This is a genomic window from Caulifigura coniformis, from assembly GCF_007745175.1.
GTDB lineage: Bacteria > Planctomycetota > Planctomycetia > Planctomycetales > Planctomycetaceae > Caulifigura > Caulifigura coniformis.
In genome coordinates, this window is record NZ_CP036271.1 from 3,468,478 (window position 1) to 3,492,105 (window position 23,628).

Sequence of the window (23,628 nt, forward strand, 5' to 3'; positions counted from 1 at the left end):
GCAGCCTGACTGCGCGAAACCGCTCACGAGCAGGGAGTGCCGCGAAGAATGGGACGGTTCATCAGCTTCTTCCGGTCGTGGGAGCCTCGCGCGTGGGCCGCGCTCGTCCTGCTGACCCTGGGCGTGTGGGGAGCCCTCGCCCTCGCGGAAGCCGTTCGGGAAGGGGAGACGGGGCGCTGGGACCGTTGGCTGCTTCAGCTGGCACGCCAGCCGGGCGATCCGGGCGTGCTGCGCGGGCCGCGCTGGTTGCCGGAAATGGTCCGCGACGTCACCGCCCTGGGGTCGGTGGTCGTCCTGGCCCTGAGCACGGCCGGCGTCGTTGGCTTTCTCTGGCTCCTCGGCAAACGCTGGACTGCTGTTTTTCTCACGATCGCCACGGCAGGCGGAGCGCTCATGGCCTCCGGGCTCAAGATGCTCTTTTCGCGGGCCCGGCCTGAGGTCGTCCCTCACCTCGTGCATGTCTACTCCAGCAGCTTCCCGAGCGGCCATTCGATGATGGCGGCTATCACCTATCTCACCCTGGGTGGAATGGTGATGGCGGTCGTCGAGGGACGACTGCTGAAGATGTACGTGCTGGGGCTGGCCGTCGCCCTATCGATTCTGGTGGGCGTCAGCCGGGTCCTGCTGGGGGTTCATTATCCCAGTGACGTACTGGCGGGGTGGACGATTGGGCTGGCATGGTCCGAAGCGTGCTGGCTCGTCCATGCCTGGCTGACCAACCGCCTGAGGACGCCGGAAAAGCTGCAGGAATCGCCCTCGATCTGAGGGTTTTTCCGCTCTGTGATGAGACTCGCAGAGTCTGTCGGCAGCCACTACGGGTGTCGGGTCAGCGAGTGAATTGATCGCTCAACGACCTATCGGCTCCTGTCGGCCAAGGCCCCCCGACCCTCACGCGATTCGCAGGATTCGCAACGCTTTTGGCGGGAAATCCCTGAGAAAACTCCGGCTGGCGGCGTTTGGTCCGGCGATTGCAAAGCCGTTTCTGAACCGGTCGCGACAGACCGCGGTCCTCGAATCAGGAGATGGGAATAATGATCACTCGCCAGGAACTCGAAGGCAGCTGGAACTCGGTGAAGGGGAAGCTTCAGGAGCGCTGGGGCCAGCTGACCGACAACGACTTGACACAGTTCAAGGGCGATGCGAACCAGCTGATCGGAGCCATCCAGGCAAAGACGGGAGAAACCCGCCGCGCTGTCGAGGACTTCCTTCAATCAGCGATGAAAAACAGCGGCTCGGCTGTTCAACAGGCTGTGAGCACTGCCAAGGATTATGCGGGACAGGCGAAACAGGTGGCCGGCGAACGCTACGAGCAGGCGCTGGAAGGCGTCCAGGTCGGGATGAAGGAAGCGGAAGCCATGGTTCGTCGCAGCCCGATGGAGTCGGTTGCCGTCGCGTTCGGCGCCGGACTGATCGCTGGCGTCGTGGCCGGCCTGGTTCTGAAGTCGTCTCGCGCTTGAGGCGAGCCGCTGGAACTCACCCTTCAGGAGACAGGTCGATGGAACCCATGAATCGCATGCATGAGCATTTTGAAGGCGAGACAGCCGAGGCGCCCATGATGTCTCGCTGCACCGCCGCGGCTGAGTCCGCGATCCAGGAACACCCACTCGCGATGACGCTCGCCCTGTTCGGAGTCGGACTGGGATTGGGTGTGGTGGTCGGAAGCGCTCTCGCGGAGCCGATGGGTGTCCGCAAGCAGCCGACTGCGGAGAACCTGGGTCGCAAGATTCTCGATTCGATTGCGGAGTATCTCCCCGCATCGGTCCAGAAACAGCTGCACACCTGAGCGGGAGTGACCCGTGAGCGAGCAACTCAGCGCAGAAGAACTCCGTCGCCTGATGGATGTGGTCCGCCATCGGATGAGCGGCGAAGCTGCGAATGTCGCCTCAAGCGCGAAGCGCCTGGCCGACTGGCGGTTTTATCTCCATGAGTTCACGGGCCCCGTGCTGGCGGCGGCGGGAGTCGTTGGATTCCTGCTCGTTCCGAAAAAGCAGAAGCCGGTTGCCGATCTCGATCAACTGCAGCGGATCGCGGAGAAGAAAGGGTGGATCGTCGATCCGGCGACCGTCACTCCGAACAGGAAGCCCAGCCTCGTCGAATCGGGAATGAACCTGGCGGGGAACATGCTGCTTCGCGCGGGCATCGCGTTCGCCGGCCAGCAGGTCGGCAAGATCTTTGGACACGAAATGGCGGATCAGACGACCGGGGAGCACCACGCATGATTGCCCGCAATGGCAGCCCGTCATTGTTCACCGCATACGGCCCGCAAACGATGCGCGAGCCGCTCACTGCGGATGAAGTGACGACTTTCGTCGGACGGATCGACGAGTGGATTGAACGTCATCCAGGAACCTGCATCGCTGTCGCCCTTTCCGCCGGAGTGGCACTCGGATGGTTGATCAAGCGCCGGTAAACCGCGGAAATCCCGCGAAGAAATTCGGCCGGAACGTTTCCGGCTATGCCCACGATCTCCTCACGCTGGGCGAGCTTCAGCTGCGGCTGTTCGCCGTTGACCTGCGGGACGGATCGAGCACAGCGGGACTGGGGATCGGAGCGATCATTGCAGGCGTTCTTGCAGCAGTCGGTGCGATTCCCCTGATTTTCGTGACGATGGCCCTTGCCCTCGTCGAGTTCGCGGAATGGTCATGGACGGCCGCGTTCGGCGTCAGCGCCCTTGTGGGCCTGGTGTTCGGCGCGGGGGCCGCCTGGTTTGGCTGGAAGCGTCTGTTGTCGGCGGGAAAAACGTTCGGCCGGTCGAAAGCCGAAGCGGTCGAAACCATGCGCTGGATCAAGGAGTCTCTTCGGCCCACCGAGCCGGACCCGGTTCCCGGTCCCGCGTCGCGATTCTGAATTGGAATTTTCAAAGCACTACCTCAGGAGTTCATGAAATGGCGCAGGCAGCAACATCCACTCAGCGACGGGAAGGGGGAAGCCAGGAAGTGGTGGCGAAACCCGCTGAAGACATCGTTCAGTACCTCACCGCCTATGCGAAACAGAAGCCGGACGTCGCCGCTCTGTGGTGTTTCGGGATCGGTTTCGTCCTCGGGTGGAAGCTCAAGCCGTGGTAGGATGCACCCTCATGCCTGCACGCGTGGGGAGAATCAATTGAGATCCTGCGAGCACCGCGTATGAACCGCACAGGGCGGGCGCACGCGGTGCCGCATTTTTTGTTGCCGTTGCACCATGCGATCTCGATTGATCAATAACGGCCGCGTCCTGTGGAAGACGTACGAGCGCTGGCAGGAGGACGACGGACCGCTCATGTCGGCCGCCGTCGCCTACTATCTCGGACTTTCGATCTTCCCCCTGCTCGTCACGCTGATTTCCGGCGTCGGTCTCGTCCTGACCTATACCCGGTTCGGCCAGGACGCCGAACAGCAGGTTCTCAGGTTGATTGCGGAGCAGGCGTCGCCCGCTCTCGAGGCCCAGGTGCGGACGATTCTGGAGCAGGTCCGCAATCGCTCCGACATCGGCGGGTCGCTGGGCCTGATCGGCATTCTGATCGCCGCCATCGCTGGCTTTACCCAGTTCGAGCGGGCTCTCGATCACATCTGGAACGTCGAGCCGCCGAAGGACAAAGGCATTTTCGCCGCTGTCTGGCATACGGTGATCGAGCGTGGCGTCGCCTTCCTCATGCTCCTCGCCAGCGGACTGCTCGTGATCGCCGTGTTCATTGCCAACATGGTCATCGGCGGACTCGAGGAGTTCCTCCGCCACCAGGTTGGCATCCCTTCTCTGCCCGGGGCGCAGATCCGTTTCGCGACTTCGCTGACGATCAACACGTCGATCTTCACCCTCCTGTTCCGGCTCCTGACCCCAGTGCGGGTGACCTGGCGGGACGCCCTGCGGGCGGGCCTGTTCACTGCCGCCGGTTGGGAACTCGGGCGGGTGCTGCTCGGCGCCCTCGTCATCGGCACGAAGTACACCGACGCCTACGGCCTGATCGGATCGTTTCTCGCGGTGCTCCTGTGGTGCTACTACGCGATTGCGTTCGTTTTTCTCGGGGCCGAGTACCTGAAAGTGACCATGGCGCCCCAGGCCGCTCTCGAGCCTCAGGACGATGCCCCGCTTTCGGCCGGCGTCTGGCCGCCCCCCGTCGAAACGGTCGATCGGACAACTGAGGAGCGTCCGCATCCCATGCTGGAGGGCTCCCGGCATCCCTCCCAGGCGGATCTGGCGTCCTCGCAGACCCGGGATTAGGTGTCCGTGCGAGTTCCGCCAAGAGCTGATTCGCAAGTTGCTTTCGCGACGTGACGCTCCCGGCTATTTTGGGCGCAGTCGGGCGAAAACGCTTCTTGCGGACCGGAAGCTGATGACGCCAATCTGCGGTTCACGAAGAACATGAATGATCGTTTGAAGACGTTGCTGGCTCATGCCAGTTCTGAGCAGCGGGTGGAGCTGAAAAGGGCCATCGAGGAGCTTGGTCACGAGGTGGTTTGCGACTGCGACAGTTGCGAGGCTCTGGTGTCGACGGTCCGTTCCTCGCCACCTGACCTGATCGTGACCGGCGTCGACCTCACCGACGGCGACGGCATCCAGGCGCTCGTCAGCCTCGCCGACGAATTCGCGATTCCTGCCATCGTCGTCACGACGCGAACGTCCCTGCAGGCCGTCGAGAGGGCGATTCTCGACCACGTGATGGCCTATCTCATCGAGCCTGTCGAAGTGCGGGAGGTCAAGCCGACGATCCACCTCGTCCTGAAACGTTTTGAGCAGTTTCAGGAATTGCAGAGCGAAGTGGAATCGCTGCGCGGAGCCTTGGAAGATCGCAAGGTGATCGAGCGGGCCAAGGGCGTGATGATGAAAGCCGATCAGCTTGATGAAGACACGGCGTACAAGAAGCTTCGTCGCATGGCGACGGATCGCCGCATTCGCCTGATCGACGCCGCGAAAGCGTACCTGGAAGAAGAAACAAAGGGGGCTTGAAGCCCCCTCGTTTTCAGAAAGCCCGGAGCCTCAGGCGACGCGCACTTCGTTGCGGATTTCCCAGGCGTCCGTGTAGTCGCCGAGGAGATGCTGCGCCATCTGCTTCAGGAAGAACGTCCGCACCTGGCCGGTCAACACCATCGTGTTGCCGTTCACGCCCAGTGCCACGCCGCGCAGTCCGCGATAGGGGGACTGGTGCAGGCGTTCGAGGGCCGTCGAAACGACTGATTCAGTCCGGGGCGACGCCGCGGCCGTTCCTGTGCGTGTGTGAAGCGAGTGATTGGAAGAAGACGTTGGAGTGGGGGCAGACTTCAGTGCCATCATGGGAGCGGTGTTCCGAATCCGTTGTTCCGTGACGAGGGGCTCCAGAGGTTGTTCCGGACCTCTGCTGCTCAACGGCTATGCAGGTTCTGTTCCCTCACTTCTGCGATCGTGAGGGTTCACCCGGTCGCATGCGTCGAGCATCGCCCTGGTTCACGCGACGGAAGGCTCCTAACCCTCTGAATACCTTCTGGTTATTCCAAATCGACAGCGGCTGATTCGGTTCACAGACTGGTCGGTCTTCAACCACAGTGGTCGATATTCGACCACTGGCTGCCGCCCGGTTTTGCAGAATCGATGACCATCAAACAGGCGTTCGGCAGATTCTGCCGCAACTGTTTGCAATCTTTGTAACTGAAGGGAACGTCAGGTGTTGCGGATCGGTTTTCGCGGCATCCGTCGGCCGGAGCATCCCCGCCTGATGCCGTATTCGGCAAATCCGGCAAGCAATTCGCTTAGTGGTCTGTTGCTGGAGTGTGCAGATCCCCAGAGTCAAATCATTTGGCGCCTCGCGCCGGGAGTAATGGAATGCTCGTCCTGACACGGAAGATTGGCGAAGAGATCATCATCGGCGGAAACATCCGGGTGAAGGTTGCCGATATTCGAGGCAGCCGCGTCCGGCTGGCCATCGAGGCCCCTCGCGACCTGTCCGTGCAACGGCAGGAGATTGCCGCCGCCCTGAAGGAAGAAGAAGCGAGCTTCGAACTCGTTCTCGAAGCCGTCGGCTGATCCACCCCGACGAAGCTGGCGTCTGCACCCGCAGCCAGTCGGGAGAATTGAATCATGAGTCAAGCGGTCGCATTTCTGGGGAATGCGACCGTTTTTTTATGCGCCGAACACCGCCTGAAGTGCCCCCTGCTCGACGCTCACAGTAAACGCCTTCGCTTTCGCCCCATCGCCATCCATCGACAGCGGAATCTCGGATTTACAGGAGACCTGCACCCTTCGGCAGCGTCGGTGCTGAACGATTCCGCTGTTGCGGACATCGCTCATCAGGTAATCGACCGTCAACCCGGCCAGGTCGAGCCCAGTCCCGTCCTGAATGATCAGCAGGTCGAGCAGCCCATCATCGAGGGCCGCATCCGCACACACGGTCATTCCGCCACCGGACGTTCGGCCGTTCGCCAGGAACAGGTTGAGTGCATCGATTTCGTAGGGAGGCTCATCATCGATGACGAGTTGCAGGGAGAAGACCTCCAGTTCCTCGAGCAGGTCGACCGCCCCTCGCAGGTAACACAGCGCGCCCCATCGTTGTTTGAGATCTTCGGTCAGCACTTCCAGGTACTTGCCCGTATTGCCAGCTGTCACCATGTTCCCCGCCCGGTGGATCTCGCCGTCGCCGTGGCTCACCCGGAGGACGTCCATCGGCCGGGCCGCCCCGCTCAGGCAGACCTCGATCGCTTCCTCGGGGATGAGAGGCATCCGCAGCGACCGCGCGAGATCGTTCCCGGTGCCCAGTGGCAGAATGGCCAGTGCGGGGGGCGCCCCATGATCGTGCGTCCATTGCGTCAATGCGGTCACGACTGCATTGACAGTCCCATCGCCCCCAGCCGCAATGACCCGGGAAGCCCCCTCTTTGCAGGCCCGTTCGACCCGGCGAAGCGATTCCTCGCGCGATGCCGTCTCGAAGACCGTGACATCCGGGCGCGTTTCCAGCGTTCGCCGGACATCCTCCGCCCCTCCGGATGATCCTGCCGTCGAATTCCAGATGACGACCACGTTCGATTCCTGGGCGTCCGGGCCGGGAGACATACAGGTCCATGCGATGAGGTGGAGAGCGGGTGCACGATTGTACCAGTCCTTTCCACGTCGACGACGGGGCGATCCGAAAGCGTTTTTCGCGAAGGTCGGCTTGCGGAGTGCGCGGCGTTGAGGAAAATTCGCGATCCGATCGCCAGCCATTCTGGGTGGCCGTCGGACGGCCCGACGGGAGATCGGGGCTCGGGATTGTTCAAAGCTCGTCCGCAGCCGAAACTGGTGTGCGGGCCGGTCGACGGAACGAGGATGGGTTGGTGAGTGTGGACCCGCAACAGGTTCGTCCGCTGAACGAGAAGCTCCAGGCGGACATTGTGCGGCATGAGCACGTTGAACGCGCGCTGCGCGACCGTGCCGACCACCTCCGACTCGTGCTCGACACGAGCCAGATTGGAGTCTGGGAAGTCGATCTGAAAACGGGCCTGGTTTCGGTCGACGAACGCGCGGTACGACTGTTGAATCTCCCTTCGCACGCGACCATTCCGGTTCACGAGCTCTTTTGCTCTGTCGAGGCCAGTGAATCGCCCGGCGTGGAGGCGGCGCTTCATCAGACCATGGTTCAGGGGCGGCGGCTGGAAAGCGAGTTCTGCGTGCGGCGGGACGGGCAGGTGACCGCCGTGGCGATTCGGGCCTGCGCGACATTGGACGGGCAGGGAAAACCGTCCCGGGTCGTGGGGACCGTCGTCGATCGGACGAACTTCGAGCGTCACGGAGTCGACCTGGTCGCCCGGGCGCGTGCACTCGATTCCCTCGCCGACGGCGTGCTCATCACCAGTGCGCTCGCGCACGACAATCCGATTGTCTATGCGAATCCTGGATTCGAACGACTCACCGGATACTCCCGGTCCGAAGTCCTCGGAAGGAACTGCCGGTTCCTGCAGGGGCCGCAGACCAGTCCGGACGCTGTGGACGAGGTCCGCACAGGGTTGAAGGCGGGCGTCGGAGTGCAGGTCACGCTGCTCAACTACCGCAAGGATGGCTCGACGTTCTGGAACAATCTCCGGATCACTCCCCTGGTCAATTCCACGGGCGTCACGACGCATTTCGTCGGCGTCCAGACCGACGTGTCCGACCAGCTTCGTGTGGAACGGACTCTGAAACAGGCGGAAGCCACCGCGTTGGCGGCCAGCGAAGCGAAGAGCGAGTTCCTCGCGAATATGAGTCACGAGATTCGCACGCCGCTCACGGCGGTGCTCGGATGTGCGGACACCCTCTTTCCGCGTCTGGAGCGGGAGGAGCACCGCGAAGTGCTCCAGATGATCCGCACCCAGGGCCGGATGCTTCTCGGCATCCTCAATGACATCCTCGACCTGTCGAAGATCGAAGCGGGTCGGCTCGATATCCACGTCGAAGACTGCTCGATCGTCTCGGTGGTCTCCGAAGTTCGCTCGCTGCTCGAACCACAGGCGGCAGAGAAGGGCATCAAGCTGGAAGCCGAGTATGCGACCCGCATGCCGGCCCTGATGCAGACCGACCCACTGCGTGTGCGGCAGATCCTCGTGAACCTCGTCGGGAACGCGATCAAGTTCACCGATGCGGGGGCGGTCACGATCGTTTCACGCTGTGATCGATCGACCGTGCCCCCCACGCTCTCCATCGAGGTTCACGATACGGGCATCGGCATCCCCCCGGAATTGCTGACGACCGTGTTTGAAGCCTTCAGCCAGATTCAGCCTGCGCTGGCGCGTCGCATCGGCGGAACCGGGCTCGGACTGACCATCAGCCAGCGACTCGTCCGAATGCTGGGCGGGCATATCGGCGTCGTCAGCCGGGTGGGTCAGGGAACCGTGTTCACGGTCACCCTTCCCGTGGTCTCGTCGACCCCCTTGCTGTTTGAGCAGGCCGCCAGTCTCGCCGAAGCCGCGGATGAACAGCATCGCAGCCGCGATTCCATCGACGTGGTCGTCCCGGCCACGGTTCTCGTGGCTGAGGACACGCGCGGCATTCAGTTCATGATCCGTCGGATGCTCGAAGATGCGGGTGCAACGGTCGCCGTCGTTGACAACGGGGAGCGGGCCGTCACGGAAGTGCTGCGGGCCCAGCAGTCCGGCCGACCTTTCGACGTCGTCGTCATGGACATGCAGATGCCGATTATGACCGGCTTTGACGCGACGGCTCGCCTGCGGGCGCAAGGGAGTCGGGTTCCGATTATCGCTCTCACGGCGGCTGCGATGCGCGGGGATCGTGAGAAGTGCCTGGAGTCCGGCTGTGATGAATATCTCTCAAAACCGGTCGATCGGCACGCCCTGTTAGATGCGGTGGCGAGGCAATACAATCGAACTGCGCCGCAGCGGGCCGGATTCCATACCCCTGATGACCGACTTTGACAGGTCGTCCGAGTCGTTGTGCGCATCGAGATGCCTGTACATGCCGACTGTGCTTGTTGTTGACGACGATCGTACGGTAACCCATCTGGTGGAGCGGGCTCTCGCGGAGACGTCCATCTCCGTCGTCACCACGCGCACGGCCGAGGAGGGGCTCAGCCTCGTTCGCTCGGCCCATCCCGATGTTGTTCTCCTCGACATCATGCTCCCGGGGACCTCCGGGCTCGATGTGTTTCACCAGATCCAGGAGGTCGACCGCCGCCTTCCGGTGATCTTCATCACGGCCGGCGCTGGTAGCGAAACCGCGATCCAGGCCATGCAGCTCGGCGCCTACGACTACGTCGCCAAGCCGCTCGATGTGGCCCAACTCCGCACTCTCGTCAACAAGGCTCTTGAAACCCGTCGCATGATGAGTGTGCCGGTGGCCCTCCCCGTTTCAGCGGGCGAGGAGTCTTCCGGCGATCTGTTTGTCGGCCGCAGTGCCGAGATGCTGGAGGTCTTCAAGTCGGTCGGACGTGTGGCGCGGCAGAACGTCACGGTCCTGATTCGCGGCGAAAGCGGGGCCGGCAAGGAACTGGTTGCCCGCGCCCTGTATCAGCACAGCGATCGCCGCGAAGCGCCCATCATGGCGGTGAACTGTGCCGCACTCCCCGACACGCTCCTTGAAAGCGAGCTGTTCGGGCATGAAAAGGGCTCTTTTACGGGCGCCGATCGCCGGCGCATCGGAAAGTTCGAGCAGTGCAACGGCGGAACGCTGTTCCTCGACGAAGTCGGTGACATGTCGCCGCTCGTGCAGGGCAAGGTCCTCCGCCTGCTCCAGGAACAGCGTTTCGAACGGGTCGGCGGCAATGAGACGATCCAGACCAACGTGCGTCTCATCGCTGCGACGAACCGCAATCTCGAAGAAATGGTCGAGGCCGGCAGCTTCCGCGCCGACCTTTTCTACCGGCTCAACGGCGTCACCATCTTCCTGCCGTCACTCAAGGACCGCCGCGAAGACGTTCCACTCCTCCTCAGGCATTTCCTGACGGCGGCCAGCCGCGAACTCAGCAAGCCCGAGATCGAGGGGATCTCTCCCGAAGCTCTGGAACTTCTGATCGCCTACGACTGGCCGGGCAACGTTCGCGAACTGCAGAGCATCGTCCGGCAATCGGTTCTCAAGGCCACCGGCCCCGTGATCGTCCCCGAGTTCCTCCCTCCCGAGGTCCACGGGGTCACCACAGGACGCGAAGTCGGCCTCGCTGCCGACGGTCAGCCGGAGATCGACCTCAAGGCCTTCGTCGAGCGGCGGCTGGGCTCCAATTCCACCGATCTCTATGCCGAGGCCGTCGAGGTGATGGAGCGTTTCCTGTTCACCCGCGTGCTCCGCGAGACGGGCGGCAACCAGTCGCGGGCGGCCGAGATTCTCGGCATCACACGCGGCAAGGTGCGCGACCGGATCGCCGCGTTCAACATCTCGGTCGATACGAACGTCTCGATCGACGAGAACTGATGACGGTCCGGACTGGCACCCTTACGGGCAGTATTGATCGCACCGGCATGGGCACAGCCAGTGATTGATGCCGCATTGGCACCAGTCTCGACGCCCGATCCGCGTCAGGTCCAGCCCGGGGCTGTAGAAGATCTCCCCCTCGCATTCGCGCGAGCTCACTTTGTCGGCCAGATCCGCGATCGGTTCCGTACAGCCGCAGCATTGGCAGCCGGCGGTCGCCACGCCCGCGCAGATCATCAGCGTTCGTGCGATGCGTCGCATCCGTCCGACCCCCTCCACGAAGATGTGCACCCCCGCGCCCGCCCCCGGACGCGGAAGAGTCGCCGGCCCACCCCGGGAGGTGAGCCGACTGTTCGTGCACTTCTCCTTCATCGGCGTAAACTCGACGCCGTCTTTGAGGAAAACGCCGCAGGGACCGGTCGCTCCTGATTTAACGGAACTGGCGGCCGCACAGTGTTGCCAACCGGCATCATTCCGACCCCTTGCGACGTAACGCGGCTACGATCCTCCCGCCGGGCGTGGCTTTCCGGGAACACCCCACGAGTCGCCGTGTCCCCTTTTGGCGGCTTGAGTTGCGGCGAGGCGGCAACAGACCACGGCATCGAAGTCATCCGACGGCGCATCTCATTTTTCACCTGAAGCCGGACCTAGATTTGTCAGACCGCATGAAGGGAGCGGTTCTGACGGCGATCTCCGGATGACCGTCAGCACTTCTGTTCACGTTCTGACCGTACGGAGAGTCATGTCCATTCCCAAATCTGCCCCGCACAAGAACGACTGGCAATCACCGACGGCCTGCCAGATCAGCGACGCGGTCTGGACGATCCATCGCAGTTATGAACTGGTCTGCGGCCTGGCCTCCGACGAAGCCCGTCGGGAACTCCGCAAGCGGCAGTTGCAGTGTCCCGACGAGCGCCGGGAGGAACCCCGCAGGGTGCTCTGCATGCCGGTCGACCTGATCCCTGTCCGGATCGTCGACGACCAGCTTGTCGTCACCGGGGAACGCGTTGCCGCCGTCACCCATGACCTCTCCGGGCAGGGGATCGGCCTCAGGCACGATCGGCCGCTGACGACGCGTTTCGTTGTTGCTGAGTTCGACGTGTTTGGCGACCCAGTGCTCATGGTCATTGACGCCCGCTGGACCAAGCGCGAAGACGAACTGTCGTTTCTCAGCGGCGGTCGCTTCGTCATGGTTGTCGACCCCGGAAAGCTGATCCCCGCACAGGGCATCGGCCGGCCTGTCGAGTCTGATGCCTCGATGAACGCCATTTCGGACGTCACCTGAGAGCACCCGCCCGGGAACCGCGGAGTCCATCGCACTCGAATGCCCACGTCGCACGCGCGACGCGGGCATTTTTCGTTGGTCACACGCCGGTCCGTCCCGCCTTCGACGTCGAAACCCTCCGCGCCAGAATGCGCGCAACTCCTCACGAAGAATGGAGGGAACAATGAACACGATCAGAAAGATTCCGTTCCACGCACCAATTCGCCAGGGCTGGTCCTTTGCCACGAAATAGAAACTGTCAGGTGGGCTGCGTCGGTCCCGGCCGGGCGTTCCAGGGGAGCGTGGGCCTCCAGAACAGCACACAGGTCATCGCGCCTTCCTCGCTCACCTCGCCGTTACGTCGCCCGATCGAACTTTCAAGGCGCGAGACTTCGGGGACCAGGCGGTTTGCGTTGTCGGCAACGCATCGCGATCGCACAATGGCTTCACGGCCAGTGAAGCGACGGGCGCTTCCGCGCCGCCTGCTTCTCACGACGGACCTGCCATGCTTCGTGTGTTCGCGGCTTTCCTGATGGTTCTCGTCATTGGCGCCTCGTCGGTATCGGCCGGGCAGGGTGACGGACGTTTCGATCTCTACTTCATCGACGTGGAAGGCGGGGCCTCGACGCTTCTGGTCACCCCCGGCGGCGAGTCCGTGCTCATCGACTCGGGTTACCCGGGCTATCAGAACCGCGACCTCGATCGCATCCTGCACGTTGTCCGCCAGGTCGCCCGGCTCGACCACATCGACCACGCCGTCGTCAGCCACTGGCACCTCGATCACTACGGCAATCACGCCGTCCTGGCCGCGAACATCCCGATCCGCAACTTCTGGGATCGGGGCATCCCGGATGACCTCCAGGAAGACAAGCAGTTCCTCGAACGGATCACCGCCTACCGTGCTGCTACGCAGAACGCCTCGAAACGCCTTAAGGCAGGCGACGAGTTCACGTTCCCGACCGCCGGGACGCCTCTGACGGTGAAAGTCATGACCGGCAGCCGCGAGGTGGTCCCCAATTCGGGCGAGCCCAACCCGTTCGCCGCTGCCAACCAGCCCCAGGCCGACGACCCCTCCGACAACGCGGCCTCGCTCAGCACGCTCTGGACATTCGGCGACTTCCGGTTCTTCACCTGCGGCGACCTCACCTGGAACGTGGAGGCCCAGCTCGTCACTCCCAGGAATCCCGTTGGGAAAGTCGACCTGTTCATGGTGACCCACCACGGACTGGATGTGAGCAACAACCCGACCCTCGTCCACGCCATCGATCCCGTCGTCACGGTCATGTGCAACGGACCGACCAAGGGGGGCGGCGAGCAGACTCTGAAGACCATCGCCGGCGTGAAATCGCTGAAGGCCGCGTTCCAACTGCACCGCAACATCAAGCTCGCGGAGGATCTGCAGGCGAAGCCGTCGCGCATCGCCAACACCGAGCCGACCGTCAACTGCGCCGGACGCTGGATCAAGGCCTCCGTCGCTCCGGACGGCAAGTCTTACACGGTGCAGGTGGGAGAAGACGGTCCGAAGGAGTCGTTTGAAACGCGCGGTCCCGCAGACAAATGAGCTTACCGGGAGTGCAGATTCGCCGCGTAGTGCATCCGGGCGAGGCCGACATCCGTGGCCTGGCCGAACTACTGATCGAGTGCGTTCGCAATGGCGCCTCGATCAGCTTCATGCTTCCGATCCCGGGAGAGAAGGCCCTCGCCTTCTGGCGTGGTGTGACGGATGGCGTGCATTCAGGAGGACGCCTCCTGTTCGTTGCCGAGGACGGTGATGGAATCATCGGGACCGTTCAGGTCATCCTGAACCTTCCAGAGAACCAGCCGCACCGCGTCGACGTCGCCAAGTTGATGGTTCATCCCCGTGCGCGGCGGATGGGAGTGGCGGCCGCGCTCATGCAGACCGCCGAAGGCGCTTCCGCCGAGCTGGGCCGAACCCTGATGGTGCTCGACACCGTCACCGGGAGCGCCGCCTCGCGCCTGTACGAGCGGCTCGGCTGGAAACGTGCCGGCGACATTCCCGGGTTCGCCCTCGATCCGCACGGCGGGCTTTGCAGCACGACGTTCTACTACCGAAACCTCGTCCCGGTCCGCGACGGTTGATCGGGTTTCCGTTGGATTCCGGGCGGGAATCAGTGGAACGGGAACACAAACGGCGCGATGGCAATGCACACGATCATCATGATGATGTCGAGCGGAATCCCGATCCGGAGATAGTCCGCGAACTTGTATCCGCCGGGACCGTAGACCATCAGGTTGGTCTGGTACCCGAACGGCGTCGCGAAGCCGCACGATGCGGCCATCATCACCGCGATCACGAACGGCTTGTAGCTGACGCCGAGCTGCTGAACCGTTGAAAGTGTCAGCGGCAGCATCAGCACAGCGGCCGTGTTATTCGTGATGAGCTCAGTCAGCACGAGTGTCAGGAAGTAGACGATTCCCAATTGCACCCACGGACTCTCGCCCGCCAGGCCAATCAGGCTCTGGGCGATGGCGTCGGCCGCACCGCTGGTCTCCAGCGCCCGTCCGATGCCGAGCGACGCGGCGATCGTGATGAGCACGGACAGGTCGATGCTTTCGCGGGCCTCGGCCGACGTGCAGCACTTCGCCAGCACCATGATGACCGCGGCGCCGAGCGCCGCGGGAAGCATGTATTTCCCGTCACCGAAGGCGGCGATGGCGACCATCGCTAAGAGCGTGATGAGCGCGATTCGGGCCCGGTCGTGACGGGGAGGCGCGGAGTTCTCGACATGGCTGACGAGGTAGAAGTCGTTGGAATTCCGCTGCTGGGCGACGAAGTCGGTGTGAGCTTCCAGCAGCAGCGTATCGCCGGTTTCAAGAACGATGTCGCCGATCTTTCCGGCGATTCGCTGGCCGTCGCGTGCCACGGCGAGAACCGCGGCGTTGTATGTCGAGCGGAATCGTCCTTCACGGATCGTTTTGCCGACGAGCGGGCAGCGGCCTGAGACGACGGCCTCGATCAGGCGGCGCTGTGTCGTCGGCGCATCGAGCTTGAACATCTGGTCGGTTGCCGGCAGAAGCCCCCGCGTTTTCCGGAGGTCGACGACCGACTCCACGATGCCCACGAACACCAGGTGATCGTTCTGGTGCAGTTTTGCCTGCGGTCCGACGGCCGGGATGACTTCACCCGCCCGTTCGATCTCCACCAGGAAGAGCCCCGGCAGATGACGCAGGCCAGCTTCTTCGACGGTGCGGCCGACCAGCGGGCCTCCTTCCTGCACGATCATGCCGACTGTGTACTGGCGGGGATCGTCGGACAGGCTGATCGCCGGTCGCCGGTCGGGCAGAAGTTTGCGGCTGAAGATCATCAGGTAGGCGACGCCCGCGGCTGCGCACGGCAGGCCCACCCAGGTGATGTCGAAGAGCCCGAATTTCATCGCGGCCGGCAGCCGATCGTTCACAACGATGTTCGTGCTGGTTCCGATGATCGTGCACACGCCGCCGAGCGTGGCGGAGTAGGCCATCGGCAGGAAGAGCTTCGACGGGCTCAGGTTGGCCCGCTTGCAGATGTCGGTCACGACCGGCATGAACATCGCGACGATCGGCGTATTGTTGAGGAACGCGCTCGCCACCGAGACAGGGAGAAGCAGGCGGAGCTGGGCTGAGAGAAGCGTTTTCGGCCTCCCGAGCAGGGGCTCCGTCAGGATCGTCGTCGCTCCCGTCTGCATGAGGCCGGCGACGACCACGAACAGCGCGCCGACGGTAATCAGGCCGACGTTGCCGAACTCTGCGATCGCCTGGGTGGCCGTCGGCAATCGCAGGGGGGGCGCTTCGACTCCGGGAGCCGGAACCGGCGCCTGGGCGCTCTGCACTTCGCCGACAGCGACGATGACCAGCAGAGCCAGGAGGACGAGAAGGTCGGGCGGCGCGACTTCTTTCGCCAGCGCGATCAACATCGCTGCGACCACGGCGATGACGAACCACGCTTCCCAGACCATAGGTAATGTCCACTTAAATGGTAATAGATTGCGGCAGGGTAGTGAATCGACATTCCAAGTCCAGTCCGCCCAACAAAAACGGGCCGGTGGAGTCGGCGGGGAGAGAGTTTGCTGATCGAGGATGAAGATCAGGGATGCCACCGGGGACGAAGCCCGGGGCGAGAGCGAGGCAGGAGGCAGTCCGGGCTCTGATCGAGGAGCAAACGGCCTGTGGAAAAGAAAAACAGCCGGGAGAAATCTCCCGGCTGTTTTGTTCGAGGTCCGTGCCGCTCAGAAACTTTGCGGCAATTCGGAACGGGTAGGTCGTCTCCCGCCCTTTCGGGCAGGAAAGCGAGGCCGACGGGACTTGAACCCGCAACCCCCGGATCGACAGTCCGGTACTCTAACCAATTGAGCTACGGCCCCGTCCGAAGCGGAATCTTACTCCATCATCGGGTCGGGTCAATTGAACCCGACACCCTTTTCCGGGTGCAAGTTCGCAAAAAAAGCCCGGAGGGTGGTCCCACCGGGCTTTCGGCACTTTTCGGGAAGTTTATGACAGTTCGTTCAGCAGCTTCACCAGCGGCATGAACAGGGCGATGACGATGAAGCCGACGATCAAACCCAGGACCACCACCATCAGCGGCTCGAGCAGGTTGACGAGGCCTTCCACCAGCATGCCGACTTCTTCGTCGTAGACGTCGGCCACCTTGTAAAGCATGTTGTCGAGCGCACCGGTCTCTTCACCGACGTCGACCATGTTCACGACGAGGTCGTCGACGATGCGGGCTTCCTTCAGCGGAACGGCCATCGCTTCACCCTCGCGAATCGCGGAGATGATGTGGTCGAACGCGTTCCGGAACACTTCGTTTCCGGCCGTATCTCTCGCGATGCCGAGGGCTTCGAGAATGGGCACGCCGGAAGCGATCAAAGTCCCGAGAGTCCGGCAGGTTCGGGCGACGGTCGATTTGGAAATGATCTGCCCGATGATTGGTATCTTCAGCGCGATTCGATCGATGATGTACGCGCCGGTTCGATTTTTTCTGATGATCTTGAAGAGCAGGACGAAGGCGACCGGGATCGTCGGGATGAGGAACCAGTAGTTCACCACCCAGTCCGACATGTCGATCAGCACTTTGGTGATCGCCGGAAGCTCCACGCCGAAGTCGTTAAAGATTTCTTTGAACTTCGGAATGATCCAGTACATGATGAAGCCGACGATACACGTCGCCACGGTGATGACCGCGACGGGGTAAACCATCGCGCCCTTCACCTTGCGCTTTAGACTCTGGCTCTTTTCCTTGAACTCGGCCAGGCGCTGGAGAATGATTTCCAGGGCACCGCCGGCCTCGCCGGCCTTGACCATGTTCACGTAGAGGTTGTCGAACGCCTTGGGCTGCTTGGCCATGGCTTCCGACAGGGTGTTTCCCGATTCGACGTCTTCGATGACGCCCATCAGCGAGTTCTTGAGCGGTCCGGGCTTGGACTGGCCTTCTAGGATGCGGAGCGACCGCAGAATGGGCAGGCCGGCGTCCTGCAGTGTCGAAAGCTGCCGGGTGAAGGTCGTGAGATGCTTGGCTTTGACGCCGCCGAAGCTGAACGTCCCTTTCTTGCGTTTGGCCTGGGCGGGCTTCTTGGCATCCGCCTTTGTCTTTTCCTTGTCCTTCTTCTTGCGCCCTTTTTCGGCGATCTTCGTGACGAAATAGCCCTGTTCGCGGATCTTCGTCTGGGCTTCCGCCTCGGACGCCGCGTTGATCACGTCCTTGACTTCAAGGCCTCGTGAATCCATTGCCTCGTACTGATATTCAGGCATCAGCAGACTCCAGACGCGGAACTCGACGATTGCGCTTCGAACGGCATGGCGACTCGAAGCTGGTCACTTCCCGGAGGGTTTTCACCCTCCAAGGGGCCTGAGACCTAATCGAGATCCTCCATGACAGTTTCGCGGACAATCTCATCAATCGTGGTGTGGCCGTCAAAAATCAGTTTCAGACCCGCCTCGCGCAGCGTGGTCATTCCCTGGGTTCGGGCGAGGTTACGCAACTCATCGACCGACGCGTCCGACGTAATCATATCGCGGACATCGTCGTTCACCGCCATCAACTCGTAAATTCCCATGCGTCCCTTGTAACCCGAGTTGTTACATCGGGCACAGCCCTTCCCGTAGTAGAACTTGTATTTCCGGGCCTGGGCCACTGGCAACTGAAGCTCCATCAGAAGCTCGTCGGACGGATCGAACTGGGTCCGGCATTCGACGCAGATCTTACGCACCAGCCGCTGCGCCAGAATCCCTTCGACCGTTGCGGTGATCAGGAACGGCGGAACCCCCATATCCCGCAGGCGGGTGATGGCCGAGGGGGCGTCGTTCGTGTGCAGAGTGCTGAAGACGAGGTGCCCTGTGAGGGCGCTCTGGATGGCGATTTCCGCCGTTTCGTAGTCTCGGATCTCGCCGACGAGGATGGTGTCGGGATCGTGCCGGAGGATGGCCCGGAGCACGTTCGCGAACGTCACGTCGATTTCGTGATTCACCGGCACCTGGATGATGCCGTCGATGTCGTATTCGATCGGATCCTCCGTCGTGATGATCTTCGTTTCGAGATCATTCAGCTCATTGAGCGCGGAGTAGAGCGTCGTCGTCTTGCCCGAACCGGTCGGCCCGGTCACCAGCACGATGCCGTGCGGCGAGCGGATCATGTGTCGGAAACGGTCCAGCGTCGCCGGATCCATACCGATCTTGTTGAGGTCGAGCTGCACGACCGTTCGGTCGAGCACCCGCATGACCACCGCTTCGCCGAACATCGTCGGCAGGACGCTCACCCGAAGGTCGACGGGGTTGCCGCCGACGTTGAGTTCGATTCGACCGTCCTGCGGGAGCCGCCGCTCGGCGATGTCGAGATCCGACATGATCTTCACGCGGCTGACGATTGCGTTCGCCAGGTGCCGCGGCGGCGGCACCATCTCGTACAGCACGCCGTCCGCGCGAACGCGGATCTTGAATTCGTCTTCGAACGGCTCGAGGTGGATGTCCGACGCCTGGTCCTTGATCGCCAGGAGCAGCACCATGTTGAGCAGCTTGCGGATCGGCTGCGTTTCCGAGAGCTCGTCTTCGCCGCCGATGTCGATGGCCCGGTTGACCTGCGCCTTGCCGATTTCAAGGTCCTGCAGCACACCCATCAGGTCTTCGAGGCTGTCTTCCTTGGACGCGTAGTGGCGGCCAATGCTGGCCTCGACGGCCGCGGGGGTTGAGACCGCACCGCGCACGTCGTATCCGAGGAAGTTTCTCAGGTCGTCCAGAGCGGCGACGTTCTGGGGATCGGCCATCGCCACTGTCAGGACATTGTCCTTCAGGGAGATGGGCATGATCTTGTAGAGAGTCGCCATCGTCTCCGGGACCAGCTCCAGCACCTTGGGCGGGATGTTGGTCTCTTCCAGATTCACGACCGGCATGCCGAACTGCTCGGCGAGCGCTTCCGTCACCTGGTCCTGGGTGACGAGCCCCATCCGGATGGCGACCTGGCCGATCACTTCGCCCGCAGACTGCTTCTGCTCTTCAATCAGATCCCACAGCTGGTCCTCATTGAGGTAGCCGAGGTCGACGAGAATCTGTCCGAGCCTGCGCTGTGCCATTTGGCGTCTCGAAGTGCCGCGGGGGAGGGGCCGCGGATCGGGAGGGGATAGTGGGATTGCCGCGGAACCGCGGCACAGGGCAAAACGAGGTGCTCTTCGAGTTTAACCAGCCCGGAAAGGGCTGGCGAGAATGCACCGGCGGGAATTCATCGGACCTTCCCGAGGAAGCCACCCGGCATTCCACCGCCTGACGTTACGCAATCTCCAGCGTGTCAGGCGGCCTCGCAGCTCACCTCATTCGTCATCATCTTCGTCCTCTTCGTCTTCCGCGTTTTCGTCGTAGACGCCTTTCTTGGCGTTCGTGATCCGGGCCTTGAGTTCGCCCGGATTGTTCGACTTCATCATCACCGATTTTTCTTCGCACAGTCCTTTTCGCCACAGGTCGAACAGGGCGTCGTCGAGCAGCTGCATTCCGAACTTACGTCCGGTCTGGATGGACGAAGTGATTCGGTAGGTCTTGGCCTCGCGGATCAGGTTGGCGATGGCCGGCGTGACGACGAGCATTTCGTAGGCGGCCACCATGCCCTTCGGAATGCGCGCCAGCAGCGCCTGCGACAGGATCCCGATGATCGAGGTCGAAAGCTGCGTTCGGATCTGCTCCTGCTGGTTGGTCGGAAAGACGTCGATAATACGGTCGACCGTTCCCTGCGCGCTGGAAGTATGTAGCGTTCCGAACACGACGTGACCGGTTTCGGCCGCGGTGATGGCCGCGGAGATCGTTTCGAGGTCTCGCATTTCACCGACGAGGATGACGTCGGGGTCCATACGCAGGGCTCGCCGCAGCGCTTCCGGGAAGCTGGGGACGTCCACGCCGATTTCACGCTGGTTGATCGTCGACCGCTTGTGCTTGTGGTAGTACTCGATCGGGTCTTCGAGCGTGATGATGTGGTGATCGACCGTGTCGTTGATGTAGTTGATCATCGACGCCAGGGAGGTGGTTTTGCCGGAGCCGGTCGGCCCGGTCACGAGCAGCAGTCCGCGGGGGCGCATGATCAGCTCGCCGATCACGGGCGGCAGGCCGAGCTGTTCGAACGTCAGGAACTCGTTCGGAATTCGCCGGAGCACCAGCCCGATGTGGCCGCGCTGTTTGAACACGGCCACGCGGAAGCGGGCCTTGTCGCCGAAGGCGAATCCGAAGTCGGTTCCTCCTGTTTCCTGGAGTTCCTGCTGGTTGCGCTCCGGCGTGATGGACTTCATCAGCGAAACCGTGTCCTCGGCTTCGAGCGACTTGGTTTCCAGCTTCACCATGTGGCCGCCGGCCCGCACGACCGGGGGCTGGCCAGTCGTGATATGAAGGTCGCTCGCCTTTTCGCGGACGACCGTCTCCAGCAGCTTGTCGATCTGGATAAACGCCATGCTGTGCTTCTTACAGTTTACGTAGTGAAATTCACCCTCAGGACACGAAGCCGGCAGGGTTCAGGGCCGGGCTCGGACTCCGTGTGGACTCTTCTTCGCTGTACGTTCTGCTTCCGGTGATCTGGTGGTTCACCAACTGCCTATCGGTTTCCGTCAATCGCCGGAGCGGAGCGAATACGCTTCCGACAGCGTCGTGATTCCCTGCAGTGCCTTGTCGAGCGCATCCTCCGCGAGCGTCTTCATGCCGAACAGCCTCGCCTGCCGGCGAATGTTCTGCGCGGGTTCGCTGCGGAAAGTCATTTCCCGGATCGTGCTGTTCATCATCATCAGCTCGAACACGGCCTTGCGGCCCCGGTATCCGGTATGCGAGCAATTGTTGCATCCCTTGCCGCGCCGGAAGATGGCATTCGCCAGCTGCTCCTCGGAGATGTCGAACTCCTTGAGTTCCGTCACGTCCGGGCGATAGTTCTCGACGCACTTGGCACAGATCACCCGCACGAGTCGCTGGGCCATCACGGCCATGACCGATGAGGCGACGAGGAACGGCTGCACGCCCATGTCGATCAGTCGGGTGATCGAGCTGGGGGCGTCGTTCGTATGGAGCGTGCTGAACACCAGGTGTCCCGTCAGCGACGCCTGGATTGCCATTTCGGCCGTTTCGGCGTCGCGGATTTCTCCCACGAGAATGACGTTGGGGGCCTGGCGAAGCATCGCGCGAATGATGCGCTGGAAGTTGAGGCCGATCGACGACTTCACTTCCACCTGGTTGATCCCGGGCAGGTAGTATTCGACGGGGTCTTCCGCCGTGATGATCTTCCGGTCCGGCCGGTTGAGTTCCCCGAGGGCGGAGTAGAGCGTCGTCGTCTTGCCAGATCCTGTCGGTCCGGTGACGAGGAAGATGCCGTTCGGACGGCGGATGATGTTCTGGAACTTGCGGTAGTTGTCTTCGCTGAAGCCGAGGTTGCGGATACCGACCTTGATGTTATCGCGGTCGAGAATACGCATGACCATCGCCTGGCCATGGTTCGTCGGCAGGATGCTCACGCGGAGGTCGAAATCGCGGCCTCCGACGCGGGTCTTGATGCGTCCGTCCTGCGGACGCCGCTTCTCGGCGATGTCGATCCGTCCCATGATCTTCAGACGCGAGATCAAAGCGGAGAGCAGTCGCTTGGGCGGGCTGTCGCGTTCGATCAGCACTCCGTCGATGCGGTAGCGGATACGGACGCGATCCTCGAAGGGCTCGATATGGATATCGCTTGCCCGCATGTTCACGGCTTCGGTGATGATCAGGTTCACCAGCCGCACGATCGGAGCGCTCTCTTCGGCCTCGGCGTCTTTCTGCGCCTGGCCGAGCTCCGTTTCGGTGAAATCGATCGCCGTTTCGGTGAACTCCATCAGCATGGAGTCGACCGACTCGGTTTCGCTCTGGCCATAGTGGCGGTTGATCGCTTCGAGGATCGACTCCTTGGAAGCCATCTTCATGTCGACGTCGCGGTTCAGGATGAACCGCAGTTTTTCGACGACTTCAAAGTTCATCGGGTCGACGACCGCGACGGCGAGCTTGTCGTTCGAGAATTCAATCGGCACGACGCTGTTTTCGCGCGCCACCGATTCGGGAACCATTTCGATCACAGAATGCGGGATCTCGAAGTCCGTCAGGTCGACGAACTCGTATCCGTAGACAAGGGCCTTGGCCTGCCCGATCTGCGCCTCGGAGACGTATTCCAGCCGGACCAGCGCCTCTTCGGGCGCGATTCCCATGCTGGACGCCATTTCTTCCGCTTCGGCGAGCTGGTCGGCACTGATGGTGCCGTCCTCTACGAACTGCTCAAGCCAGTTCTGCATCGACGCAGGTCCTCGGTGGGGCAGACTCAGACGTTGTGGGAGACGTGATCAGCCGAATCGCAGGATGGGACGCCGGAAATCCATCCGGCGAGACGGGTGTCATCGCAGTCTACGGTGCAGAGCGACTCGGATAAAGCAAGCACCTTCCACGATTCATCGCCCCGTCTTGACGAGTCGCGACACCGAATGCCGGCGATTCCTTCGGGGCGACCTCCCGGACATCCCAGTCGTGACCTTCAAACCGGGGCCTCCGCGCCAGTCGGTCGAATCCGCATTTTCGCCCCCCGAATGAAACAACGCCCTGGCCGGGCACAGGGCCCGGCCAGGGCCGGCGGGTCTGGAACTCAGTGTTTCCAGAAAACGGATGGCGTCAGATCAGATCTTGTGGCCCTTGGGGGCTTCGTGGACCGGGCGGTCGCACGACATGTCGCACTGGTTGTTATCGCAGTCGTCAGTCGTGTCGAGGAAGCACGATCCCGCGACTTCGGCGCCGCAGCCGCCCGGCTTGCAGACCGACATGCCCGAGTAGCTGTAGCTCTGATTCAGGCTTCCGATGGCGTCTGCGACGTCATTCAGCTCGGAGTTGATGGCGTGCTGAACCTCGGAAAGGCCAACGACGAGACCGACCACGACAATGGTCGAGATGAGGACGAGTTCGGCGGAGACGATGAATCCCGCGTCGTCCTGGAGAAGAGACTTCAACATTCCAGACTCCCTGCATTCGTGAGACATGTGAGACCAATAGACCCGCCGTCGCCGCTCTTCGAACCGTCCGCGTCGGACCTC

Annotated in this window: 24 protein-coding genes and 1 tRNA gene; 15 read left to right on the plus strand and 10 right to left on the minus strand. The window is 62.3% G+C overall.

Translation table 11 applies throughout. The annotated features are described in order from the left end of the window. Positions 1-48 precede the first annotated feature (48 nt). The 9 genes from Pan44_RS14020 (at position 49) to Pan44_RS14060 (ending at position 4,923) form a co-directional block, all read left to right on the plus strand. A complete protein-coding gene (locus tag Pan44_RS14020; RefSeq protein WP_145030659.1) occupies positions 49-765 on the plus strand; it encodes a phosphatase PAP2 family protein in 717 nt (238 codons plus the stop codon). A gap of 266 nt (positions 766-1,031) precedes the next feature. Further along, a complete protein-coding gene (locus Pan44_RS14025) occupies positions 1,032-1,457 on the plus strand; it encodes a CsbD family protein (protein WP_197453318.1) in 426 nt (141 codons plus the stop codon). Positions 1,458-1,495: 38 nt separating this feature from the next. After that, on the plus strand, positions 1,496-1,783 hold the full coding sequence (locus tag Pan44_RS14030; RefSeq protein ID WP_145030661.1) for a hypothetical protein: 288 nt from the start codon (positions 1,496-1,498) through the stop codon (positions 1,781-1,783). 13 nt (positions 1,784-1,796) lie between these two features. Beyond that, complete coding sequence (locus tag Pan44_RS14035) at positions 1,797-2,219, plus strand: hypothetical protein (protein ID WP_145030662.1); 423 nt, start codon at positions 1,797-1,799, stop codon at positions 2,217-2,219. After that, on the plus strand, positions 2,216-2,410 hold the full coding sequence (locus Pan44_RS14040) for a hypothetical protein (protein ID WP_145030663.1): 195 nt from the start codon (positions 2,216-2,218) through the stop codon (positions 2,408-2,410). The genes Pan44_RS14035 and Pan44_RS14040 overlap by 4 nt, the downstream gene beginning before the upstream one ends. Then, entirely contained in the window at positions 2,389-2,847 is a 459-nt protein-coding gene (locus Pan44_RS14045; RefSeq protein WP_145030664.1) for a phage holin family protein, read from the plus strand. The genes Pan44_RS14040 and Pan44_RS14045 overlap by 22 nt, the downstream gene beginning before the upstream one ends. 38 nt (positions 2,848-2,885) lie before the next feature. Further along, the gene (locus Pan44_RS14050; RefSeq protein ID WP_145030665.1) at positions 2,886-3,065 is read left to right on the plus strand and encodes a hypothetical protein; all 180 of its coding nucleotides are present in this window, start codon (positions 2,886-2,888) and stop codon (positions 3,063-3,065) included. 115 nt (positions 3,066-3,180) lie between these two features. Further along, the gene (locus Pan44_RS14055; protein ID WP_145030666.1) at positions 3,181-4,197 is read left to right on the plus strand and encodes a YihY/virulence factor BrkB family protein; all 1,017 of its coding nucleotides are present in this window, start codon (positions 3,181-3,183) and stop codon (positions 4,195-4,197) included. A gap of 141 nt (positions 4,198-4,338) precedes the next feature. Continuing rightward, the gene (locus tag Pan44_RS14060; RefSeq protein ID WP_145030667.1) at positions 4,339-4,923 is read left to right on the plus strand and encodes an ANTAR domain-containing response regulator; all 585 of its coding nucleotides are present in this window, start codon (positions 4,339-4,341) and stop codon (positions 4,921-4,923) included. 30 nt (positions 4,924-4,953) lie between these two features. Here the strand turns inward: Pan44_RS14060 and Pan44_RS14065 are convergent, their stop codons facing one another. After that, positions 4,954-5,247 (minus strand): hypothetical protein, encoded by a 294-nt coding sequence (locus Pan44_RS14065; protein WP_145030668.1) that lies wholly within the window; start codon positions 5,245-5,247, stop codon positions 4,954-4,956. A gap of 525 nt (positions 5,248-5,772) precedes the next feature. Here Pan44_RS14065 and Pan44_RS14070 point away from each other — a divergent pair. Continuing rightward, entirely contained in the window at positions 5,773-5,973 is a 201-nt protein-coding gene (locus Pan44_RS14070; RefSeq protein WP_145030669.1) for a carbon storage regulator, read from the plus strand. A 96-nt stretch (positions 5,974-6,069) separates the two neighbouring features. Here the strand turns inward: Pan44_RS14070 and Pan44_RS14075 are convergent, their stop codons facing one another. Then, complete coding sequence (locus Pan44_RS14075; RefSeq protein ID WP_197453319.1) at positions 6,070-6,996, minus strand: diacylglycerol/lipid kinase family protein; 927 nt, start codon at positions 6,994-6,996, stop codon at positions 6,070-6,072. Between the two features lie 260 nt (positions 6,997-7,256). On the opposite strand from Pan44_RS14075, the gene Pan44_RS14080 reads away from it, so the two are divergent. Both Pan44_RS14080 and Pan44_RS14085 read left to right on the plus strand, forming a co-directional pair. Then, entirely contained in the window at positions 7,257-9,326 is a 2,070-nt protein-coding gene (locus Pan44_RS14080) for an ATP-binding protein (protein WP_197453320.1), read from the plus strand. A gap of 40 nt (positions 9,327-9,366) precedes the next feature. After that, positions 9,367-10,815 (plus strand): sigma-54-dependent transcriptional regulator, encoded by a 1,449-nt coding sequence (locus tag Pan44_RS14085; RefSeq protein ID WP_145030672.1) that lies wholly within the window; start codon positions 9,367-9,369, stop codon positions 10,813-10,815. A gap of 21 nt (positions 10,816-10,836) precedes the next feature. Here Pan44_RS14085 and Pan44_RS14090 read toward each other — a convergent pair whose 3' ends face one another. Next, positions 10,837-11,076, minus strand: coding sequence for a hypothetical protein (locus tag Pan44_RS14090; RefSeq protein WP_145030673.1), 240 nt, complete (start codon positions 11,074-11,076; stop codon positions 10,837-10,839). Between the two features lie 481 nt (positions 11,077-11,557). Between Pan44_RS14090 and Pan44_RS14095 the strand changes: the two genes are divergently transcribed. The 3 genes from Pan44_RS14095 (at position 11,558) to Pan44_RS14105 (ending at position 14,179) form a co-directional block, all read left to right on the plus strand. Further along, complete coding sequence (locus tag Pan44_RS14095; RefSeq protein WP_145030674.1) at positions 11,558-12,100, plus strand: hypothetical protein; 543 nt, start codon at positions 11,558-11,560, stop codon at positions 12,098-12,100. Between the two features lie 484 nt (positions 12,101-12,584). Further along, positions 12,585-13,640, plus strand: a complete 1,056-nt coding sequence (locus Pan44_RS14100) for a ComEC/Rec2 family competence protein (protein ID WP_231754047.1) — start codon at positions 12,585-12,587, stop codon at positions 13,638-13,640. Continuing rightward, positions 13,637-14,179, plus strand: coding sequence for a GNAT family N-acetyltransferase (locus Pan44_RS14105; RefSeq protein ID WP_145030675.1), 543 nt, complete (start codon positions 13,637-13,639; stop codon positions 14,177-14,179). Before Pan44_RS14100 ends, Pan44_RS14105 begins: the two co-directional genes overlap by 4 nt. A gap of 29 nt (positions 14,180-14,208) precedes the next feature. On the opposite strand, the gene Pan44_RS14110 is transcribed toward Pan44_RS14105, so the two are convergent. The 7 genes from Pan44_RS14110 to Pan44_RS14140 all read right to left on the minus strand — a co-directional run bounded on the left by Pan44_RS14110 (position 14,209) and on the right by Pan44_RS14140 (position 23,547). Beyond that, positions 14,209-16,035: an SLC13 family permease gene (locus Pan44_RS14110; protein ID WP_145030676.1), complete on the minus strand. Its 1,827-nt coding sequence runs from the start codon at positions 16,033-16,035 to the stop codon at positions 14,209-14,211. Positions 16,036-16,366: 331 nt separating this feature from the next. Next, positions 16,367-16,440, minus strand: a tRNA-Asp gene (locus tag Pan44_RS14115). Between the two features lie 127 nt (positions 16,441-16,567). After that, positions 16,568-17,827: a type II secretion system F family protein gene (locus Pan44_RS14120; RefSeq protein ID WP_145030677.1), complete on the minus strand. Its 1,260-nt coding sequence runs from the start codon at positions 17,825-17,827 to the stop codon at positions 16,568-16,570. A gap of 104 nt (positions 17,828-17,931) precedes the next feature. Then, entirely contained in the window at positions 17,932-19,641 is a 1,710-nt protein-coding gene (locus Pan44_RS14125) for a GspE/PulE family protein (protein ID WP_145030678.1), read from the minus strand. A 234-nt stretch (positions 19,642-19,875) separates the two neighbouring features. Then, positions 19,876-20,997 carry a type IV pilus twitching motility protein PilT gene (locus Pan44_RS14130; RefSeq protein ID WP_145030679.1) on the minus strand — a complete coding sequence of 374 codons (1,122 nt, stop codon included), beginning with the start codon at positions 20,995-20,997 and terminating at the stop codon, positions 19,876-19,878. A gap of 153 nt (positions 20,998-21,150) precedes the next feature. Beyond that, positions 21,151-22,842, minus strand: coding sequence for a GspE/PulE family protein (locus Pan44_RS14135; RefSeq protein WP_145030680.1), 1,692 nt, complete (start codon positions 22,840-22,842; stop codon positions 21,151-21,153). 375 nt (positions 22,843-23,217) lie between these two features. Next, entirely contained in the window at positions 23,218-23,547 is a 330-nt protein-coding gene (locus Pan44_RS14140; RefSeq protein ID WP_145030681.1) for a hypothetical protein, read from the minus strand. Between the last annotated feature and the right edge of the window lie 81 nt (positions 23,548-23,628).